Source organism: Labrenzia sp. C1B70 (assembly GCF_000475395.1).
Taxonomy (GTDB): Bacteria; Pseudomonadota; Alphaproteobacteria; order Rhizobiales; family Stappiaceae; genus Roseibium; species Roseibium algicola.
In genome coordinates, this window is record NZ_AXCE01000004.1 from 64,001 (window position 1) to 82,508 (window position 18,508).

Consider the following 18,508-nt stretch of genomic DNA (forward strand, 5'->3'; position numbering starts at 1 on the left):
AACTAGAGCATCATTGCGGAAGGGGGGAAAGGGCGGGGTTGAGGCAACCAAAAAACTACTGGCTCTGAACCTGGCTGAACTCCCTAAACCTGCTTTTCCATACGTGTCGCGGAGGAAAAACCGAACAGAAGTTCGAGATACCCGGTCTTTTCTTCCCCAACCGCCTTGAACCCCGAGCGCTCGTAAAGAGCTTTTGCCCTTGGGTTCGTGTCGATCACATCCAGCCGCACACGGGTGAGCGAGCGCTGGCGTGCTTCTTCGCCAATGGCTTTCAGCAAGGTGCCGCCGATGCCGCGGCCGCGGGCGCTTTCGGCCACAAAGATGCCGTCCATCAGCAGGCAGTCCGGCTCGATCCTGCGTTCCAGAACTTCCAGTAGAAGTCCGCGCCAGAGGCCGCCGAACGCGCCGTAAACCGCCGTCATGTCGGCGAGGCTGCCGCCGACAAGAGCTCCGTCCCGGGTCTTGTAACCGGCAAGGCCTAGCAGCCGTCCCTCCCGGTCGATAGCGCTGATGGCAAAATCCGGGTTGAGGATGCGCTCGACAAGTCGAAGCGCTTTTTCTTCCGGGGCCAGTACCTTGCCGAGCTTGCCGGAAAAGGCCTGCCAGAACAGGCGGGCGGCAACCAGCCGCTGGTCTTCCGGGAAGCCGGGAGAAATGAAAAGGTCGGATGACATGGCAGGATCAGCGGATGAAGACCGCGGTCCCTGTGGCGCTGACCATCAGCATGGAGCCGTTCTGGCCTACGGTTTCGTAATCGAGATCGACGCCGATCACCGCATTGGCGCCCATTGCCTGGGCCTGCTGGCACATTTCGTCGATGGCGATCTTGCGCGCCTTGCCAAGCTCTTCCTCGTACGCACCGGAGCGGCCGCCGACAATGTCACGGATGCCGGCAAAGAAATCCTTGAAGATATTCGCGCCAAGGATCGCCTCGCCCGTCACAAGACCCTTGTAGTCCAGATCCTTGCCCTGAATGGTGTTGGTGGTGGTGACCAGCATGCATTGTCTCCCTTTTGAACCGATGTTCGAGACATGGGTTCGTCCTCGTGGTTTTGCAAGAAACGGCGAGAATGGAAGAGGTTAGCCAGCGACAAGTCCTGCCATCACCTTCAGCAAGGCCTCGCCCTCCTCTTCCGTTCCAATGGAAATGCGCAGCCAGTTGTCGATGCGGTCCTTATTGAAGTGGCGCACCAGAATGCCTTCATCCCTAAGGCCTGTCAGAAGATCCCCTGCTGCCCTTGTTTCATGCGAGACGAACAGGAAATTGGCTGCCGACGGCAGCACGTTGAACCCGAGAGAGCGCAGGCCTTCCGCCATCCGATGCCGTTCCGTGATCACAAGGCGCCGGGTCTCCTCGAACCAGGCGGTGTCCTGCCAGGAGGCTTCTGCTCCCGCGAGTGCCAGGCGGTCGAGAGGGTAGGAATTAAAACTGTCCTTGATCCGCTGCAGTCCCTCGATCAGGTGCGGCTGACCAAGAGCAAATCCGACACGCAGGCCCGCCAGGCCGCGCGACTTGGAAAAGGTCTGTACCACCAGAAGATTGTCGAACTCGGGAACCAGACGAGCGGCGCTCTCCGCGCCGAAATCGACATAGGCTTCGTCAACCAGCACCACCACATCCGGGTTTTGCTCAAGAACGCTTCGCACCGCTGCAAGATCAAGCGCAATGCCGGTCGGGGCGTTCGGATTGGCAAGCACGATGCCACCACACGGCCCACCCAGGCTGGCCGGATCAATCCGGAAATCATCATCGAGTGGCACAGAACGGTGCGAAATGCCGTAAAGCTCGCAATAGGTCTTGTAGAAGCTGTAGGTGATATCGGGGAACAGCAGCTTGTCCTTGCCACTGAAAAAGCCGTGAAAGGCATGGGCCAGGATTTCGTCCGAGCCGTTGCCTGCAAAAACGTGATCCACACCCAGACCGAAGCTTGCCCCGATCGTTGCCCGCAACGCACCGGCTGCCGGATCGGGGTAGAGCCTCAGGCTGTCTTCGGTAGCTGCGCGGATTGCCCCGAGCGCGATGGGCGACGGGCCATAGGGATGCTCGTTCGTGTTCAGCTTGATGAAGCTGCGGTCCTTTGGCTGCTCACCCGGCGTATAGGGCACCAGCTTGCTGACTATGGGGCTCCAGAACCTGCTCATGGACCGTATCCTGACGGGAATTGCTGTGGTTTTTTCGCACAATAGGCGCCAAACCGGTGCGGTAAAAGTGATTTTGACGTTGTTCTTTTCCGGCGTTGCCGTAGCTCTGCTACGCGCAGAGACCGCTGCGTCTCGGGGCGGGAAAGGTTCAAGCCTTCGGTGGGGTAGGGAGACGCTGTTCCAGGGCCTCTCCGCACTCGTGAAATGGTAGGCCGCTTTCCAAGCAATTCTGTCACCAACCTCACGTCGTCTTCCCGGCCAAGCGAAGCGCGAGCCGGGATCGGGGAGGCACGAACGTTTCGATTTGGACGCTAACCTGTTGCAGCCACGCGTTGGTGGTTCCCCGGTCCCGGATCTTCGCTGCGCTACGTCCGGGATGACGATGGTGAGGGTGTGGGTGAGGGTGTCGTGAAAAAGGAAAGCGCCGGGGGACATTTCCCCCGGCTCTTCCATTTGGTCAGGTCCTGTCCGCGTTCCCGGTCAGGACAGGTGATGCACCTGCTGAAGGCCGTAGACCGGGGTCGGCAGGCCTTCCATCCGCGCTTTCAGCTGTAGCGCCAGATACTGGGAGTAATGGCGCGACTGGTGCAGGTTGCCACCGTGGAACCAGAGCGCTTCCTGTTGGGTCGGTTTCCACATGTTCCGCTGTTCGCCTTCCCAGGGACCCGGGTCCTTGGTGGTGTCGGAACCAAGGCCCCAGACCTTGCCAACCCTGTCGGCCATGTCCTGGCCCATCAGGTCGGCAACCCAGCCGTTCATCGAACCGTAGCCGGTGGCATAGACGATCACGTCCGCTTCCAGTTTCGTGCCATCGTCCAGAATGACACCGTCTTCCACGATCTCGGTGACCTGGCCACGCTTCAGCTTGATCTCGCCGTCGATGATGAGCTGGCTGGCGCCGATATCAATGTAGTAGCCGGAGCCCCTGCGCAGGTATTTCAGGAAAAGGCCGCTTTCGTCGTCGCCCCAGTCCAGCCAGAACCCGGCTTTCTCCAGCCCTTCGTAGAAGTCCGCGTCCCGCTTCTTCATCTCGGCATAGGCGGGGATCTGGAACTCGTGCAGGATCCGGTAGGGCAGTGAGGCGAAGATCAGGTCCGCCTTTTCCGTCGTCACGCCGGACCGGACCGCCTCTTCCGAGTAAAGCGCGCCGAGGCCAACATCCATCAGGGTGTCCGAGCGCACGATATGGGTGGAGGACCGCTGCACCATGGTCACATCGACATCATTTTCCCAAAGCGCTGCGCAGATATCGTGCGCCGAATTGTTGGAGCCGACCACGACCGCCTTCTTGCCGCGATACTGATCCGGCCCCGGATGTCTGGACGAATGATGCTGGTCGCCCTTGAAGGTGTCCATGCCGGGGAATTTCGGAACGTTTGCCTTGCCCGACATGCCGGTTGCCATGACCAGTTGTTTCGGTTTCAGAACCACTTCCTCGCCGTCACGATCCACGACGACTGTCCATTCCTTCTTTGCTTCGTCGTAAGTTGCGGATTTGGCAACGGTCCGGGTCCAGTAGTTCAGTTCCATGACCTTGGTGTACATTTCCAGCCAGTCCCCAATCTTGTCCTTGGGGCTGAAGATGGGCCAGTTTTCCGGAAACTTGATGTAAGGCAGGTGGTCGTACCAGACGGGATCGTGCAGGCAGAGGGACTTGTAGCGGTTGCGCCAGCTATCGCCGGGCCGGTCATTCTTTTCCACGATGATTGTGGGCACACCGAGCTGCCTCAGGCGCGCGCCGAGCGCGATGCCGCCCTGGCCGCCACCGATGATCAGGCAATAGGGCTGGGTCTTGTAACCGAGGTCCGCCAGTTCACGCTCGCGCTCCTCCTTCCAGCTGGTGCGGTGCTTGCTGGCGCCGTGCTTGGCCCCCAGCGGCCGGTTGAAGCCCTTCGGCTCCTCATGGCCCTTCAGCTCGGCCATGGTTGTCAGCAGGGTCCAGATCTTGCCGCCCTTCAACCGGATCAGGCCGAAGCAGCGAGCCCGTTCGGTATCGAACTGAATCCAGGCCGTGACGACATCGCCCTCTTTCGTCGGTATTTCACCTTCCGCGATGCGCCAGTTGCTCGGCCCGGTGGAGGCCAGTTGCTTTTCCAGCATGTCGCGGACCTGATCCTTGCCCTCGACGGTCTTGATGTTCCAGGTAAAGGCAATCAGGTCCCGCCAGTAGCAATCGTCCAGGAACATGTCCGTTGCAGCATCGATCTTGCCGTCTTCCAGCGCCTTGCCGAAAGTGTTGAGAAAAGTCTCGGTCTCGTGAACCAATGGTTTGTCGAGCATTCCAGTTCCTCCCTGTTTATGGAGGAAACAATGCAGAGCGCCCCTGCATTTTTCCATGGAACGCCCGTCAATTGATGACGTTAAGGGGCAGAAACTCGGTTTGCTGTTGCGCACGCAACAAGACGCAACAGATAGTCATGCACGCGGCTTGGGGTGTGGCTCCAGGCCGAGAGAGCGCATCCGCCGGAGCACCGTCGACCGATTGACGCCAAGCCTTCGGGCGACATGAGACATGTTCCAGCCACAGGCGTCCAGAAGTGCTTCCAGATCCTGTTTCGGGTCGGTTTCGACGCGTCTGGACAAAGACGCCTGCGGCAGATCGGTAAGGTCGATCACATCGGTTTCTGCAAGCGCTGTCGCGACATCCAGCAAGGTCGCGAGTTCACGGATGTTGCCCGGCCAATGCCGGCCGCTGAGTTCGGCGCGTGCCGAAGGTGACAGGCGCAGGTCCCGCGGAGAGCGTCGCAGCAGACGATCGACCAGCCAGTCGAAATCCTGGCGATGCCGGAGCGGCGGGATCCGGATGAGAGACCCGGCAAGCCTGAAATAGAGTTCCGGCCGCAGTGCGCGGATGCTTGTGGAACCTGCCGGATCCTGCCGCGTGGTGGCGACCACGCGAAGGTCACTTCGATGTTCCAGCAAGGCAAGCAAGGCAGCCTGGCCCGCCACGTCAAGATCTTCGATCCCGCGCAGGAACAGCGTTCCGGCTGCTGCGTCAGACAAGGCGCCGACCTTTTCCGGTTTCAGGGCGGAACAGCAGAGCGTATGGAACGACCGGTCGGCCGGACCCAGAACATGGATGGCCCTTGCCAGATATTCCTTGCCCGTTCCGGTTTCGCCAGACAGCAGGATAGGAACCTGCGTTGGTGCAAGCCGGGCAACTTTCGACACCACCTGCGACAGCGTCGCATCCTGCCCGCAGATGCCGCGCAGCGGCGTGGGCAAGGTCCCGGAAACGGGGCTGCGTGCCATGCGAGCGGCTTGCGGAGCGATGGCATGACCGTATAACCCACCACCGTCGCGCCGGCGCAGAACCCGATCTTCCGCCGGGCGGCCTCGCATCAGGGACGGCAGATCGTCGACATCCAGGTCCAGGTACATGTCGATCCGGCTACCTATGAGGTCTGTGGAACCGGTCGGGGCCAGACAGGCGAGTGCGCCGTGCGTCATTCCTGTTATCCGTCCGCTGTCGTCCAGGGCGATGGCGGCTTCCGGATCGACTTCCAGAAACTCCGGCGATGTCGAGAAGCGCAAGACCCATTCCTTGCGCGTGGTCGCCATCAGGTTGGCCATCTCGACCCGGCGAGTGGAAGCCTTCACCAGGTTCATCGCGAGGTTCTGGCTCGATTTCGGGCTTGGGGAGCGCAGGAGGGAAATATCCAGAACCGCCGCCAGCTTGCCGCAGGTGTCGTAGATGGGGGCCGCCGTACAGGACAGCGGTGTATGCGACAGCCCGAAGTGATCGCTCTGGTGGATCGTGACGGCTTCCCCCGTCACGATGCAGGAGCCGACACCGCAGGTTCCCGCAAGATCCTCGGACCAGTCGGACCCGAGATAAAGGCCCGCCTGCCGGAGATCGTCCTCGAACCGAGGATCGCCAAAGAAGTCGACGCACACACCCTTGGCATCGGCCAGCAGCAGTACGTAGTTGTGCCCGGCCACCTGCTTGAACAGGGTGCGCAGGCCGGAACGAGCCGTCGCGATCAACCGCTCGGACTGCTCCTGATGTTCGCGCAGTTGCTGCTCGGTGACGATATGTGCCGGTTCCGGACGCGCCGGATCCATGCCGTACGTCTGGACACAGCGCCGCCAGCTTTCCGACACCAGCCCATCCCTGCCGGTCTCGTACCCCTTCAATACGCGGTCGATTTCACTCACATGTTCAAGGTCGCGCATGTCATCCTCCCTTGACACAGCACTTCACGATAGCCTTTCGGGCAGGCTTTGCAAATTTTGCCGGCGCAATTCTGCGTTCGTAAAGCTTGTGCAGCGGGGAAGCCGGCCAGGGATATCAGCCTGGCCAGGTCAGAAGCGTGTCCTTGTTGATGGTGAAATTCGCATTCGGCCTTCTGGCGTTGGCGGCAACGTTGAGATCGACAATGTTTTGGAAGGTGGACGTCGCCTCGATTTCCGTCATGCCATACTCGGTGAAGACCTCCGGGCCGAAGATATTCTTTGCCAGAAGCGGGTTGGTGAGTGCCTGGGAGAAGGCGTCGGACCCGACCATGGCCAGAAGCAGGGGCGGCAGCGGGCGCGCCCGCATCTGGTCTTCTGCCAGCAGTCCGATGGGAAGATCGACCCGGTCGATGCCGCGCACGCCGTTCCAGTCGGGATAGAGTGCTTCCAGCTCTCCCGCCAGACCGGCGTCGCCTCCGGTCAGTTCCAGGAAACTGTCGTACGGACGCAGCTTCCAGGAGGCGCGGTAGGCGTTGAAGGGGGCGAGCCGGAACCTGCGGGCAAATGCCAGCGTACGTTCTTCCGCGCCTTGCAGGAAGAACGGGGTGTTGTGAAGGGTCAGCTTGCCTGCCCGCTGGCTCGCCGCCGCATCGATGACCGCCTCGACCCCGTGTTTTTCGATGATCGTGTTGTTGAAGCGGAAATTCTCGTTTTCCAGTACCTCGCCTTGGAACAGGAACCGATCCGGAACCATGGCATGCCAGCGGTAAAGCAGGTCGAATTCCAGCGAGATCCGGTTGGTGCGGTACCACAGGCGCTTGTCCGCATCGCCAGGCTCCACGAAGATCTTGAACGGCGAATTGGCAAGGTGGTTGATATAGTCCTCGATAATGACCTTGAGCAGCTTGACGATGTTGATGTTGCGGGCCGTTTCGAAGACGCGGTCCGGACCGAAGTGCGGGTTCCGTTTGCCGATCTCACGCGCGAGACGATTGTGCTCGCGCAGGAAGATCGTGTTGAGTGCGCTGTAGAGGATCGTGGAATTGGCCCGTTCCAGGCCGGCCGCATAGTGGCATTTCCAGCGCTCCGGCGTGACGGCCCAATCCCCGATACCGGCCAGGAGTTCCCGAAGCTTTTTCGCCGCGCCCCATTCCGGATCGGCCCCCAGGAAGGTCGTTGCCCACATGGGCATGAAATGAATGCCGGCAAACTCGGCTTTGACTGCCAGATCCGGGCCCGCGAGCAGCGGCGGCAGCTCGCCGACGGGTGTCTGCCGGGACTTCAGAAAAGCGCCTTCCCGTAAAAACGAGGTCGTTTCCTCGCCAAGACCGTAGATCTGGCAAAGATCGATTTCGTGGTTCGAGGTGTTCAGCCGTTTGTTCAGCGGGTGAGTGCGCAGGAAACTGTCGGTGAACCACTGGGCAAAGAAGCAGAACAGCGTGCTGGTGTCGCTCTCGACCATCGCCTTGCGCCGGTAAAGTTCCGCCACCCTCGGCACTTCCGGCAGGGCATCGACAAAATCCTGATCAACGGGTGGCAGGTGCCGGCCGGTGTAGCGGCGGTCAACCAGACCCGGCCAGCTGGCGAAGGTGCTGGTGGTCTTTTCCGGATCCTTTGGGCCCGCAACCTTTTCCAGATGCGTTTCCGGATCATGCGGTGTCCAGAGGGAGAGCGGGAGCGGACGACCGGGTGGCGCGTTCGAGATGCCGTTGATGACAAGACGGTTGATCACCCGGCTGAGCGGACCGCAACGCTTGACCAGCCGGACGAGGGCGGGAAAGGCCTCGGCCAGTTTCAGTGCCTGGCCGCCGATGAAACCGAGGATCCGCTTGTGCACCGGCGGATCCCGCAGAACGTCCCGTTCAGAGCGGACGCCGAGCTGATCCAGAAACGGCACGAACACCAGGGCATAGAGGATATGCGGCCAGACGTGGTGGTGCCAGACATCCTGCAGCACGAATATGAACACAAAGGCGACGACCACATTGCCGCCGATGAAGATCCAGTAGCCGATGCGCAGTCGCCGGAACATGAGCCAGTTGGCATAGGCGCCGGCCCCCAGCGCCAGCCCGAGGACCATGTGTATCGGATCGAAATCGTAGCGGAAGAATTCCTCGACGCCGCGATAGGCCATGATCGTCCCAACGAGCAGGCAGATGATGTCGAGAAACGTTCCCTTGAAGGATGCGCTAAGCCTCATGACCGCCCCGCATATTGCTTGGATTTGAGATATTCGATCAGTGCGGATTTCTCGCCGTCCGGAAGACCGGTGCCGTAAAGATGTCCACCGTTGCCGTTACCGGTCAGCTGCGTGTCGAACAGGAAGCCACTTTCGCAGGCAAAGCCGACGTCCACCGGATCGAAATCCGTGCAGCCGCGATAGAAGGTCGCCGGACGGTCTTCCGGCGCTGACAAAAGCGCCCGAAGCGTCGGCACGGAACCATTGTGGAGATAAGGCCCGCGTGCCCAGATGGCGTCCAGCGGCGTGTTTGCATAGCCGTCCGTTGCCCGGTAGTGCGAGAACCGCCAGGTGTACCCCTTGCCGACATCGCCGAAGCGGCTGACGAAGGCTTCGTCGAAGAGGTCAGATCGTGCCGGGTCTGTCTGAAGGTCAGAAAGCGGCGTGACCTGCCCGAAGCTCTCGCCTCCTGGGTCATGACAGGTGCCGCAGCCTTCCCTTTCGTAAATCGCGGCGCCGTCTGCTGCCATGTCAGCATTGACTGGCAAGGGGTAGGCGGGCGGTGGCAGGTCCCGCAGCCATTCCGCCTGGGCATCGATCAGCCCGCGTTGCAGCAGCCATTCCTTGGCGCCGCCGGCAAGGGCGGCGGAATAGTTGCGCTCGATCAGCGAATTGTTGTTGCCGTCCCAGTGGAACCAGCCGCCCTCGCGGATGCCCTGGTTCCAGACCGAGGGAAAGTCGACCGTTCCGACCGCCTCGTCCTTTTCCGGGCCATAGCCCCAGCGCGCGCGCCAGTTGTTGCCCGCGTCCGTGCGCCCGGGGCCATGCTGCGGTTTCACCTTCATCCAGCTGAAAGCGGTCGCCAGTCCATCGGCCTGGTCCTTGATGCCGGGTACAAGAATGGTGCGCACCAGAAGACGGTCGATTGGGCCCAGAGGTCTGCCGGCCTGCGCGGCGCTTTCGATCACCGCATCCGCCGTCAGCTTGTCACTGGCGGCAACGTAGCCAAGGAACAGGATGTAGGACTGGATATCGAGCTTTTCGGCAGGTGCACCCAGCAGCAACATCGTGTTGCCGCCTGCGGTGACTTCCACGCTGTGGCAGGTGGCGCAATTGAAACCGACCCTCGGCACACCGACGCGCCGGATGCTGAAGCCGATCGGAAGTTTCTGTCCCGGTTCCTCGATGAAGCCGAATGTGCGCCAACCTTCGGGCAGCTCGTCCTTGAAAATCGCCGGCAATTCGCGCCAGACCATATAGGGGAAACCGTCCCATTCGGCGCCGATGGAACCGTATTTGAATTCGGCGGCCGGATTGTCAAAGGTTTGTGGCGGACCCGGCTTGATTGTGAGGCGCTTGCCTTCCAGGACCAGGCAGGCGATCAGCAGCAGCGCCGCGACAATCGCCAACCAAAGCGGCATGCCGTCGTTTCTGGGCGATACGGAGGGTTGTTGCATCTTGTAGCTTTCCGGAATGCCGGCAAAGACGGGTGGAACAACGCCATTGACTTCATGCCGCTTGCAAGCGGCACTCTCATAGGCTTGTCGCCGGGCAAGGTTGATGGCGCCGACGGGCTCGTGCGCCGGCAGGCTGTTCCAGGGTGAAAAGGCGATGTTCTCCGCCAGTGGGGCGTGTTGATCGACGTCCTGCTGAAAGATCTCCAGCGTCGCCAGCTTTTCGTGACGCGCGCCCGGCACCGCCGACCAGGCAATCGACGGATCATCAACCGGCTGCGCGGCCGGATCTATCTGAACATCGACGCCGAATTCAAAAGTGACCGGGCAACGGATCAGGGTTTCCCTCAGCGCGACGGCCAGTTGATCGCGTGCGGATTTGACCTCAGGTGGATCCACCGGCACCGGCCTTGGCGTCGCGGTATATTTCACCAGAAGATCGCCAAGCCGATAAGGCGTGGTGCTGAAGTATCGGCTTGCAAGCGGAGACACCGGGCGATGAGAGACAAAGGCCCGGATCCTGCCGAAAAGATAGAAGCCCGTGAACAGAAGCCGAGACAGGGGCTTCAGGCGGGCAAGACCGCGTTTCAGCACCAGGGTGTTGATGTCGTCATAGTCGCCGAGGTCACCGGTGAAAAAGGTTTCATGGTCGACGAGAATGAAGTCCTGCACCCTGCCGTCCGGGTTTTCAGCCGACAGCCACTCCCTGTCGATGCCCAGCACCTTGATGGCTATGCCGTGGGCGTCGCGCTTGCGGTCATCCAGTTGGCGGCCGTTGGAAAACCGGACAAGGGCGTCATATGTGCCCGGCAACGCGAAGAGACCGTGACGCAAGTCCTCCGGCACTTCGCCGATAATGAAGCGGGCGCGGACACAGCCGTGATGTTTCGGGTGCTGTGGGCGGCGGGCCAGACCGGGAACCGTGGAAATGGCCTCGGCATTGGTACGGGCGATGCTGTCGATCAGCCCCGCTTCTCCACCGGTTTCCGATTTGCCCGGCCGTGCCGGTTCTCTCGAGGCCATTCAGCCCGCCCTTTCGCGTTGGTGGGTCAAACGCATGGACCGGCTCTTCAACTGCCGATGCGTTTAATTACCTTACGTAAGGCTAGCTCTTATTATCAGGGAAGGGAAGGTTTCCGGCCGTTGTCCGTCACGGTGGTGTGACGGCATCCTTTTGAAATACAACCTGATTTAGCCACCGGGTTGTATTTCTTCATTCCGGCAATCATTTCTGCTCCGTGCCAGACGCTCGGGATGGCAAGGTGGCCCGGGTCAAAACTTTTGATCCGGGCCCTGTTGCCTCACAGGAGTTCAGTTGGAACTGAGGTCGACATCCGTCCCGTAGATCCGGGCGATGTCCCGAAGCATTGCGCGGGCTGCAAGAATGCCCTGCGACGTTGCCCAGACACCGTCATCGACCTTGTGGGCGTTTCCCGCCTTGACGACTTCCAGATTGGCCCAGAGAGGGTCTTTCAGCGTCTCGCCCTCCAGGGCCGTGCCCTCTCCATTGCCGGTGTCATATGTCAGGTAGAACATCCGGTCGGCTTCCATGTTCGGGATGCTTTCCTTGCCGACGGCAAGAGCCAGGCCGTCCTGCGCCTGTACCTCGGGCCGCTTGAAACCGATGTCGTTCAGCACAACACCGGAGAAACTGTCATGGCGATAAACGTAAAGCTGGCCGGGCACGAAACGGACGACGGAAACCGTATCCCCGGCATTCTCGCCGAGGGCGGCGCGCAACCGGGCGACGTCGGCCTCATAGGCGCTGACGAGCGCTTCGCCTTCCGCTTCCATGCCGACCGAGCTGGCATAGAGCTTCATGTTGTCCTTGAAATCCGTGGCATTGACCACGAACACCGTGGGCGCAATGGCGGAGAGCTGAGGATAGATTTCCTCGTGCCGCTTCTTGCTGCCGAGGATCAGATCCGGCTCGAGCATGGCCAGCCGTTCCAGGTTGACCGCAAGCTCCGTCCCCACAACTTCAACTCCGGCCATCCGGTCGCCCAGATGCGGGTACCAGGGATCGCCATACCATGATGACGCAGCCCCAACAGGCGTCTTGCCCAGCATGAGCATTGCCTCGGTGCCTTCGTTGGTGAGAACGACAATCTTCTTCGGAGTGTCCGGCACCTCGGTGGTGCCCATGGCATGGGTAATCTCGGCAGCGGACAAGGCGCCGGGCAACAAGGTTGGCAACAGGGCTGCGCAAAAACAAAGGCTGGACAGAAAACGCAAGGGGTATCTCCGGCATTACAGGTTATCTGGCTTGCCGAACCCCGACTGGCTTGAGGAATTTTCTCTTGGAAATTGCCGTCTTTGTCAAATGAAGAAGCTCAGGCCTGCAGGAACCGTCCGGGTGCAAGCTGGTCCTGTGTGATACCGAAGGCGGACAGATCACCCGGCAAGTCCCGGCCGGCAACGAGGGCCGCCAGTGCCCTGCCCATCGCCGGGGATGTCAGAACCCCGCATCCGCCCTGGCCTGCGCTGACAAAATACCCCGGATGATCGGGAAATCCGCCGCAGACCGGGTTTCGGTCAGGCGCAAACGTGCGCAATCCTGCCCAGCTTGCGGATGGACGCGGCACGGCCAGCTCGGTGTCGATGCCGATATGATGGATCGCCTCTGCAAGTCGAAGATCATCTGCATAAACCTCTCCCGGAGAAACAGGATCGGCCTCTGCCGGTGACGCCGTGAAGCCGTGCGGCTGCGGATGGACGTACCAGGTGTAATCAGCCGTCGTGACATGTGGCCAGACACCGGCGTCCTGACGGTGAAGCGGAAACGTGAAGGCCGAACGGCGGAAGGCGTTGAGGCCAAGCGCCGGGACACCGGCAAGATCCGCAATCCGGTCCGCCCAGGCCCCGGTTGCATTGACCAGAACGGGCGCCGACACCGTCCGGTCTCCGGCCGTCACCTGCCATGTGTCGGCAATCCGCCGGATGGAAGTGACCTCCGCCTTGCAGACGAAGCGAGCGCCATTGGCAGCAGCCGCCTTGCGATAGGATTGAAGCAGCAGATCGACATCGATATCCATCGCATCTGCTTCGAAAACGCCCGCATGAACCCGTTCCGGCCGGAGGGCCGGAAACAGGGCCAAAGCCTCTTGTCTGTCGACAAACCGGCAGTCCGACCCGGCCTCCTGCAGCCTTGCCATCAGCCTGTCCAGAACAGGCCGATGCTCCTCACGCCCAACCGTCAGGCCGCCGCGGGGCGCGACAAGCGTCTGCTCGCAAAATCCCGGCGGCGGCGCCTGAAAGAACGCACGGCTTGCCGCGGCCAGCGCGCGCATTGTATTGGCGGAAATGCCGGCCGTGAATTGCCCTGCCGTGCGGGCTGAAGACTGCGTTGCCAGTGCCGGCTCGCGCTCCAGAAGCGTCACTTGCGCAAACTCGGACAGAAAACAGGCCGCGCTCAGCCCGGCAACACCGCCGCCGATGATGATGACGTCTGCTGTCATTGCGTCAGACAATCCCTCGCGGTGTCACGATCAACGCTTTCAAGCCGCCTTGCGGGACATGTCTTCGCCGCGGTAACTCAAGGCCTCCGCCAGGTGAATGCGGCCAACCTGATCCGCACCGTCCAGATCGGCCAGCGTGCGGGCGAGTTTGAGGACGCGGTGATATCCGCGTGCGCTCAGGGCAAGACGCTCGGCAACATCGCGCAGGAAAGCGAGCCCCTTGTCATCTGGCCGTGTCATGGTTTCGACAATCGATGCCGGTGCCTGGGCATTTGTGCGGCAGGCAAGGCCAAGTTCCAGGAAGCGTTCTGCCTGGATGCTGCGCGCTTCAGCGACCCGAGCGGCCACGACGGCGGACGGTTCGCTGGCCGCAGGGCCGATCAGGTCGGCCGCCGTAACGGCCGGAACATCGATCCTGACGTCGATCCGGTCAAGCAGCGGTCCAGACACCCGGGCCTGATAGTCGGTGACGCAGCGCTCGCCCCGGCGGCACTGGTGGCCCGGCTCGCCCGCATGGCCGCAGCGGCAGGGGTTCATGGCCGCCACAAGCTGGATGCGAGCCGGATAGGTGACCCGGTGGTTTGCGCGGGCAATCACCGCTTCGCCCGATTCCAGCGGCTGGCGCAGACTGTCGAGAACCTGCGGATTGAACTCGGGAAGCTCGTCGAGGAATAACACTCCGTTATGGGCGAGCGAGACCTCACCGGGCCGGGCGCGCATCCCGCCACCGACCAGGGCGGCCATGGAGGCGGAGTGATGCGGCGCGCGGAAGGGACGTCGTTCGGTCAATTTGCCTTCGGCCAGCTCGCCCGCGAGCGAGGCGATCATGGACACTTCCAGAAGCTCGCGCGGGGTCAGGGCCGGCAGGATGGACGGCAGGCGCTGCGCCAGCATGGATTTGCCGGAGCCGGGAGGACCGGTCATCAGCATGTTATGCACTTGAAGACCCCTAAATGGATGCTCTATCAGGAACCTAAATACCACCATGCAAACAAAGAGTAACAGGTTGAAAGCATACTCGTATCTCCGCTTCTCCACTCCAGAACAAATGAGAGGCGACAGCTATCGACGTCAAGCCCAGCTGGCCAAAGACTACGCAGAACGGCATGGCCTTATCCTCGACGACAAGCTCACTTTTGAAGACTTGGGTGTTTCTGCATACAGGGGCCGCAATCGTGACGCGGGTGGCCTAGGTGCCTTCTTGGCTGCTGCTGAGGCCGGGCTCGTTGAACGTGGTAGTTATCTTCTTGTCGAAAGCCTTGATCGTATCTCACGAGACAAGGCTCGCAAGGCCTTCCGCACCTTAGAGGACATCTGCGAAGAAGGAATCACTGTTGTCACTCTTGTCGACGGTAGGCGGTACACCGCGAAGACATTGGATGAGGATCCAACCTCCCTTCTGATGTCAATCCTTATCTTCATGCGGGCAAACGAAGAGAGTGCGACCAAGGCGAGGAGGCTCAAAGCGTCTTGGGAGGCGAAGCGGGCGAAGGCAAGTGAAGTCCCTATGTCTTCTCGTGCACCGGCTTGGCTTTCACTCGACAAAGACGCTGGTCGATTCAACGTGATTGAAGAAAGAGCAGCAGTCGTTCGACGGATCTTCCAGCTTGCCTTGGACGGGGTAGGACAACACAAGATCGCTGAGCTGCTAAATGCTGAAAACGTACCTGTCTTTGGCAGGGGGAAATACTGGCACCGGTCATACGTGGCGAAGATCCTTGATAGCCAAACAGTGATTGGGACCTTTCAACCTCATCGATTGGAATACTCTCAAGGCAAGAGGAAACGTGTGCCTTTGCCAGCTATCGAGAACTACTATCCAGCAGTTATCGACCCAGCCAGCTTTGAACGTATGCAAGCGATGCGACACAAAACGTCGACACCCCAACGAGGTCGACATGCTGGGAAAGAACTCAGGAACCTCTTTGGTGGACTCGCGCTATGTCCACTCTGTGGATCTCACATGACGCGAGTTAGCAAAGGCAGCCGGAAGAAGGCTGGCCAACCTCGGTTGGTCTGTACAGTGGCTAAGGTTGGCGCAGGCTGTGAATACCGATCAGTGCCATACCAGGACGTGGAAGATGCATTTCTGCAGAATGCAGACTACCTTCTTGGAACCATACCAGCAGGTAAGGACGATCCAGAAGTTGACGCCGAAATTTCGAACCTTGAGAGGTCGATATCAGGCCTAGAGGACGGTCTGGAACGGCTCCTTGATGCTCTCCAACACCAAAGCTCTCAAGCGATCATTGACAGGGTCCACAGTAGCGAAGAGGAGCTTGATCGCCTGCGTCGTCAACACGATGAGATGTTGCAACTCCAAGCTCTGACTACAAATCCGTTGGCGTACGTAAAGGCCGGTGACCTAGCCGCGATACTGGAAACAGGTGAGCTGGACAGAGGACTGGTCAATGCACTCTTGAGACAAATGATGACAGGTATCACCGTGGACTTCAGGACAGGTACCTTGCATTTCCATTGGCTACATGGTGGTGAGAGCAACGTCACCTATGCCTGGACCGAGGACGGCGATGCTTAGCCGCACCATCAAATTCAATTGTAACCGAAACTAAACCTGCCCACTGACTGGCACTGTAGATCGTGGAGGGACTAAGTCCTCACGAGCCTTACAGCTGTTTCAGTCGATGCCAGTGCAGGGTGGCTATCTTTGGGTACGTCAATCTGAGGAACTATGAAGGCAAATCAACAACGAGAAGTCGAAGCAGATACGGTGCTATCGGTGCAACTCAATGATCGCCCGTTCAACCCGTGGCGAACACCAAAGAGCGACAACGTTAGGCTCGTCATCGAAGAAATCATCGGCATGCTGCAGGCCTACGAAGAGCACTTCGGCCTCAGGCAGCGCAAACGCAAGCCAACTGACCAAGAGACGTTTGAGCAGGCTGTGTCGGCAGTCCTTTGTGATGTGATGTATCACCACCTTCTGGGCGAGCCGGGAGGTGTCGCGATCACCCGTTCCAACACCGTACTTGGACGTAAGAGCCGCTACAGGCCCAGCGCCTACAACAAGAAGCTACCTGCCATACTTGATCTGATGGCTGCTCCCGAGATGGCGTTCATCACGCAGGAGATGGGGCACCAAGAGCATTTTTCTGCCGCGAGACGAACTGTGATCGCCGCCGGGAGCCGCACCGTTGATCGGATCAAAGCAAACGGCATCAAGCTCTCCGACTTCTGCTTGGCTGACCAGCGAGAGGTCGTTTTTCTGCGCAGAGAGAAGGACGACTTCTGGGACGATGGCGGGAACATGGAGTACGACGACACCGCCGACACGGTGAAGTTCAGAGAACAACTCAGGCAGATCAATCAGTGGCTCTCAGCAGGGAATATCGACTTCGGCGAACTCTCGGACACCACCCGAGATCGACGTGTGGACCCCTTTGATACCCATCTTCGACGCATCTTCACACAAGGTCGCTTTGTCTCGGGTGGTCGTCTGTTTGGCGGGTTCTGGCAACAGCTGTCGAAGAGAGACAGGTTCGAGACAGTCTTCATCGACGAGGAGGAGATCGTAGAGCTGGACTTTGGACAGATGACACCCCGGATTCTGTACGGATGGGCTGAGGTGAAACCTGCAGGTGAAGACCTGTATCAGGTCCCGGGCTTCGAGGAACACCGAGCAGGTATCAAGCAGTTGTTCAACGCTATGGTGTTCTCAACCAAGCGGCTAAGCAGGATGCCTCAAGGGGTCCGCAAGTCCTTCCTGAAGGAGCACTCTGTTGAGCAGGTGATGAGGCAGATCGAGAAGGTACATGCACCCATAGCGGGTTACTTCTTTGTTGGTGCTGGACACGGGGCTCAGTTCATTGAAAGCAACATACTCGTAGACGTCCTGCTGGAGTTGAAAGAGCTTGGTGTGACAGCTCTGCCCATTCACGATGCAATCCTAGTACCCAGGTCGAAGGTAGCAACCGCGAGGTCCACCATGTTGGAGGCCTTCAGGAGGCACACAGGAATTGAGGGTGTCGTGTCTGTCGCGGAGGGTGAAGCTCTTGGTTGACTACCAAGCTGTTCCTCCTCGGCCACTTCACGCTGCACCTAGGGGGAAGACACCTACATCAAGGTGTCAATCTAGTAAGTGGTGCTGGAGGGTGGTCCCCTTTGGCTACCACGTAAGTATCCACCCTAGGTTCCCCCTTTGAGGGACTCATAAGGACATGAGCAACATCAATCAGAAGATCCGCCGCAAAGCCGAGGTGAAGGCGAAGGCACAAGAGCCGAGTTCAATCTTCGGCCTTTGTCGTGTCATTGGATGCGGAAAACCCACTCGGGCTGCCACGTCAGATGGCCTTGACAAGAAATTCTGTCGATCACATGCCGAGCACTACCAGCGTCACGGCAGCCCTTACAAGCGGTCTTACACTGCCAATGAGGTCAATCCATACCGTCAAGCTGCGCTGCTCTGGATCGAAGACCATGAAGAGGACTGGTGGGTCCAAGCTGCATTGGCGAACGTTCGCGGCCTCTATCGTGATGCAGGTCCGCACATAGAGGCTTTCAGGCTACGTGGACTTACTCCAAGAGAAAGAGCCAACGCCGCATGGGCGAGACTGAGTAAGGGTAAAGTTGACCCCAAGCTGGTGGTCGCTGCAGGTATTTCCGTTGAGATGATCATTCAGGACGATCCTCAGCCTGACCTGTCACGCGAGTTCAGGCTCGTGCAGTCTGCTAAGTTGGTCCATCGGCTGGCATCGGGGAGCCACAAGAAGTGGACTCGTGAGGTTCCCGATCCTGCTTGGGGTGGCGCCAGGACAAAAACAGTCACCGAGGAAATGCATGTCTACCCTCGACCGCGAGGCCGTGTCTTGCGGGTTATGGGAGACGATATCGAGGAAGCCATCGCGCTACTCGTGCAACACCACTTGGCAGCCGCGCAAGCATTCAAAGCGGAGCGGGATAAGTCCGGGTCACACTCGGACAGGCCAACCCCGAAGAAACGCGGTGCTAGAGACAACAATGGATAAGCGGGATGTTTGGTGCAAAAATCTGAGCGGCCAATCTAATGATGCCTACCGCGCCTTACCCCCCTTGCCCCCTTCTTGTGGCAATACAGGGTCCCTGAGGGCCCGCTGGGGCAT

Annotated in this window: 12 protein-coding genes and 1 pseudogene; 3 read left to right on the forward strand and 10 right to left on the reverse strand. The window is 59.9% G+C overall.

The genetic code is table 11. From position 1 onward, the window contains the following. Window positions 1-83: 83 nt before the first annotated feature. The 10 genes and pseudogenes from Q666_RS38580 to Q666_RS38620 all read right to left on the reverse strand — a co-directional run. Window positions 84-674, reverse strand: a complete 591-nt coding sequence (locus Q666_RS38580) for a GNAT family N-acetyltransferase (protein ID WP_023002347.1) — start codon at window positions 672-674, stop codon at window positions 84-86. Between the two features lie 7 nt (window positions 675-681). Then, entirely contained in the window at window positions 682-999 is a 318-nt protein-coding gene (locus tag Q666_RS38585) for a heavy metal-binding domain-containing protein (RefSeq protein WP_023002348.1), read from the reverse strand. Between the two features lie 81 nt (window positions 1,000-1,080). Then, the gene (hisC, locus tag Q666_RS38590; RefSeq protein ID WP_023002349.1) at window positions 1,081-2,142 is read right to left on the reverse strand and encodes a histidinol-phosphate transaminase; all 1,062 of its coding nucleotides are present in this window, start codon (window positions 2,140-2,142) and stop codon (window positions 1,081-1,083) included. A 480-nt stretch (window positions 2,143-2,622) separates the two neighbouring features. After that, entirely contained in the window at window positions 2,623-4,422 is a 1,800-nt protein-coding gene (locus tag Q666_RS38600) for an NAD(P)/FAD-dependent oxidoreductase (RefSeq protein WP_023002351.1), read from the reverse strand. 135 nt (window positions 4,423-4,557) lie between these two features. Then, on the reverse strand, window positions 4,558-6,318 hold the full coding sequence (locus Q666_RS38605) for a sigma-54-dependent Fis family transcriptional regulator (protein ID WP_023002352.1): 1,761 nt from the start codon (window positions 6,316-6,318) through the stop codon (window positions 4,558-4,560). Between the two features lie 115 nt (window positions 6,319-6,433). After that, window positions 6,434-8,518 (reverse strand): peroxidase family protein, encoded by a 2,085-nt coding sequence (locus Q666_RS0132835; RefSeq protein ID WP_023002353.1) that lies wholly within the window; start codon window positions 8,516-8,518, stop codon window positions 6,434-6,436. Next, a complete protein-coding gene (locus tag Q666_RS64710; protein WP_023002354.1) occupies window positions 8,515-10,974 on the reverse strand; it encodes a hypothetical protein in 2,460 nt (819 codons plus the stop codon). The genes Q666_RS0132835 and Q666_RS64710 overlap by 4 nt, the downstream gene beginning before the upstream one ends. A gap of 288 nt (window positions 10,975-11,262) precedes the next feature. Then, window positions 11,263-12,186 (reverse strand): iron-siderophore ABC transporter substrate-binding protein, encoded by a 924-nt coding sequence (locus tag Q666_RS38610; RefSeq protein ID WP_286133912.1) that lies wholly within the window; start codon window positions 12,184-12,186, stop codon window positions 11,263-11,265. A 98-nt stretch (window positions 12,187-12,284) separates the two neighbouring features. Beyond that, entirely contained in the window at window positions 12,285-13,409 is a 1,125-nt protein-coding gene (locus Q666_RS38615; RefSeq protein ID WP_023002356.1) for an FAD-binding oxidoreductase, read from the reverse strand. A 39-nt stretch (window positions 13,410-13,448) separates the two neighbouring features. Continuing rightward, window positions 13,449-14,345, reverse strand: a pseudogene (locus tag Q666_RS38620) (ATP-binding protein); the annotation flags it as partial. A gap of 49 nt (window positions 14,346-14,394) precedes the next feature. Here Q666_RS38620 and Q666_RS65430 point away from each other — a divergent pair. From Q666_RS65430 to Q666_RS38635, 3 genes are all read left to right on the forward strand, one after another. Then, complete coding sequence (locus Q666_RS65430; RefSeq protein ID WP_081713186.1) at window positions 14,395-15,948, forward strand: recombinase family protein; 1,554 nt, start codon at window positions 14,395-14,397, stop codon at window positions 15,946-15,948. A 153-nt stretch (window positions 15,949-16,101) separates the two neighbouring features. Continuing rightward, window positions 16,102-17,430 (forward strand): hypothetical protein, encoded by a 1,329-nt coding sequence (locus Q666_RS38630; protein WP_023002359.1) that lies wholly within the window; start codon window positions 16,102-16,104, stop codon window positions 17,428-17,430. Window positions 17,431-17,587: 157 nt separating this feature from the next. Beyond that, a complete protein-coding gene (locus Q666_RS38635) occupies window positions 17,588-18,394 on the forward strand; it encodes a hypothetical protein (protein WP_023002360.1) in 807 nt (268 codons plus the stop codon). The last annotated feature ends 114 nt before the right edge of the window (window positions 18,395-18,508 follow it).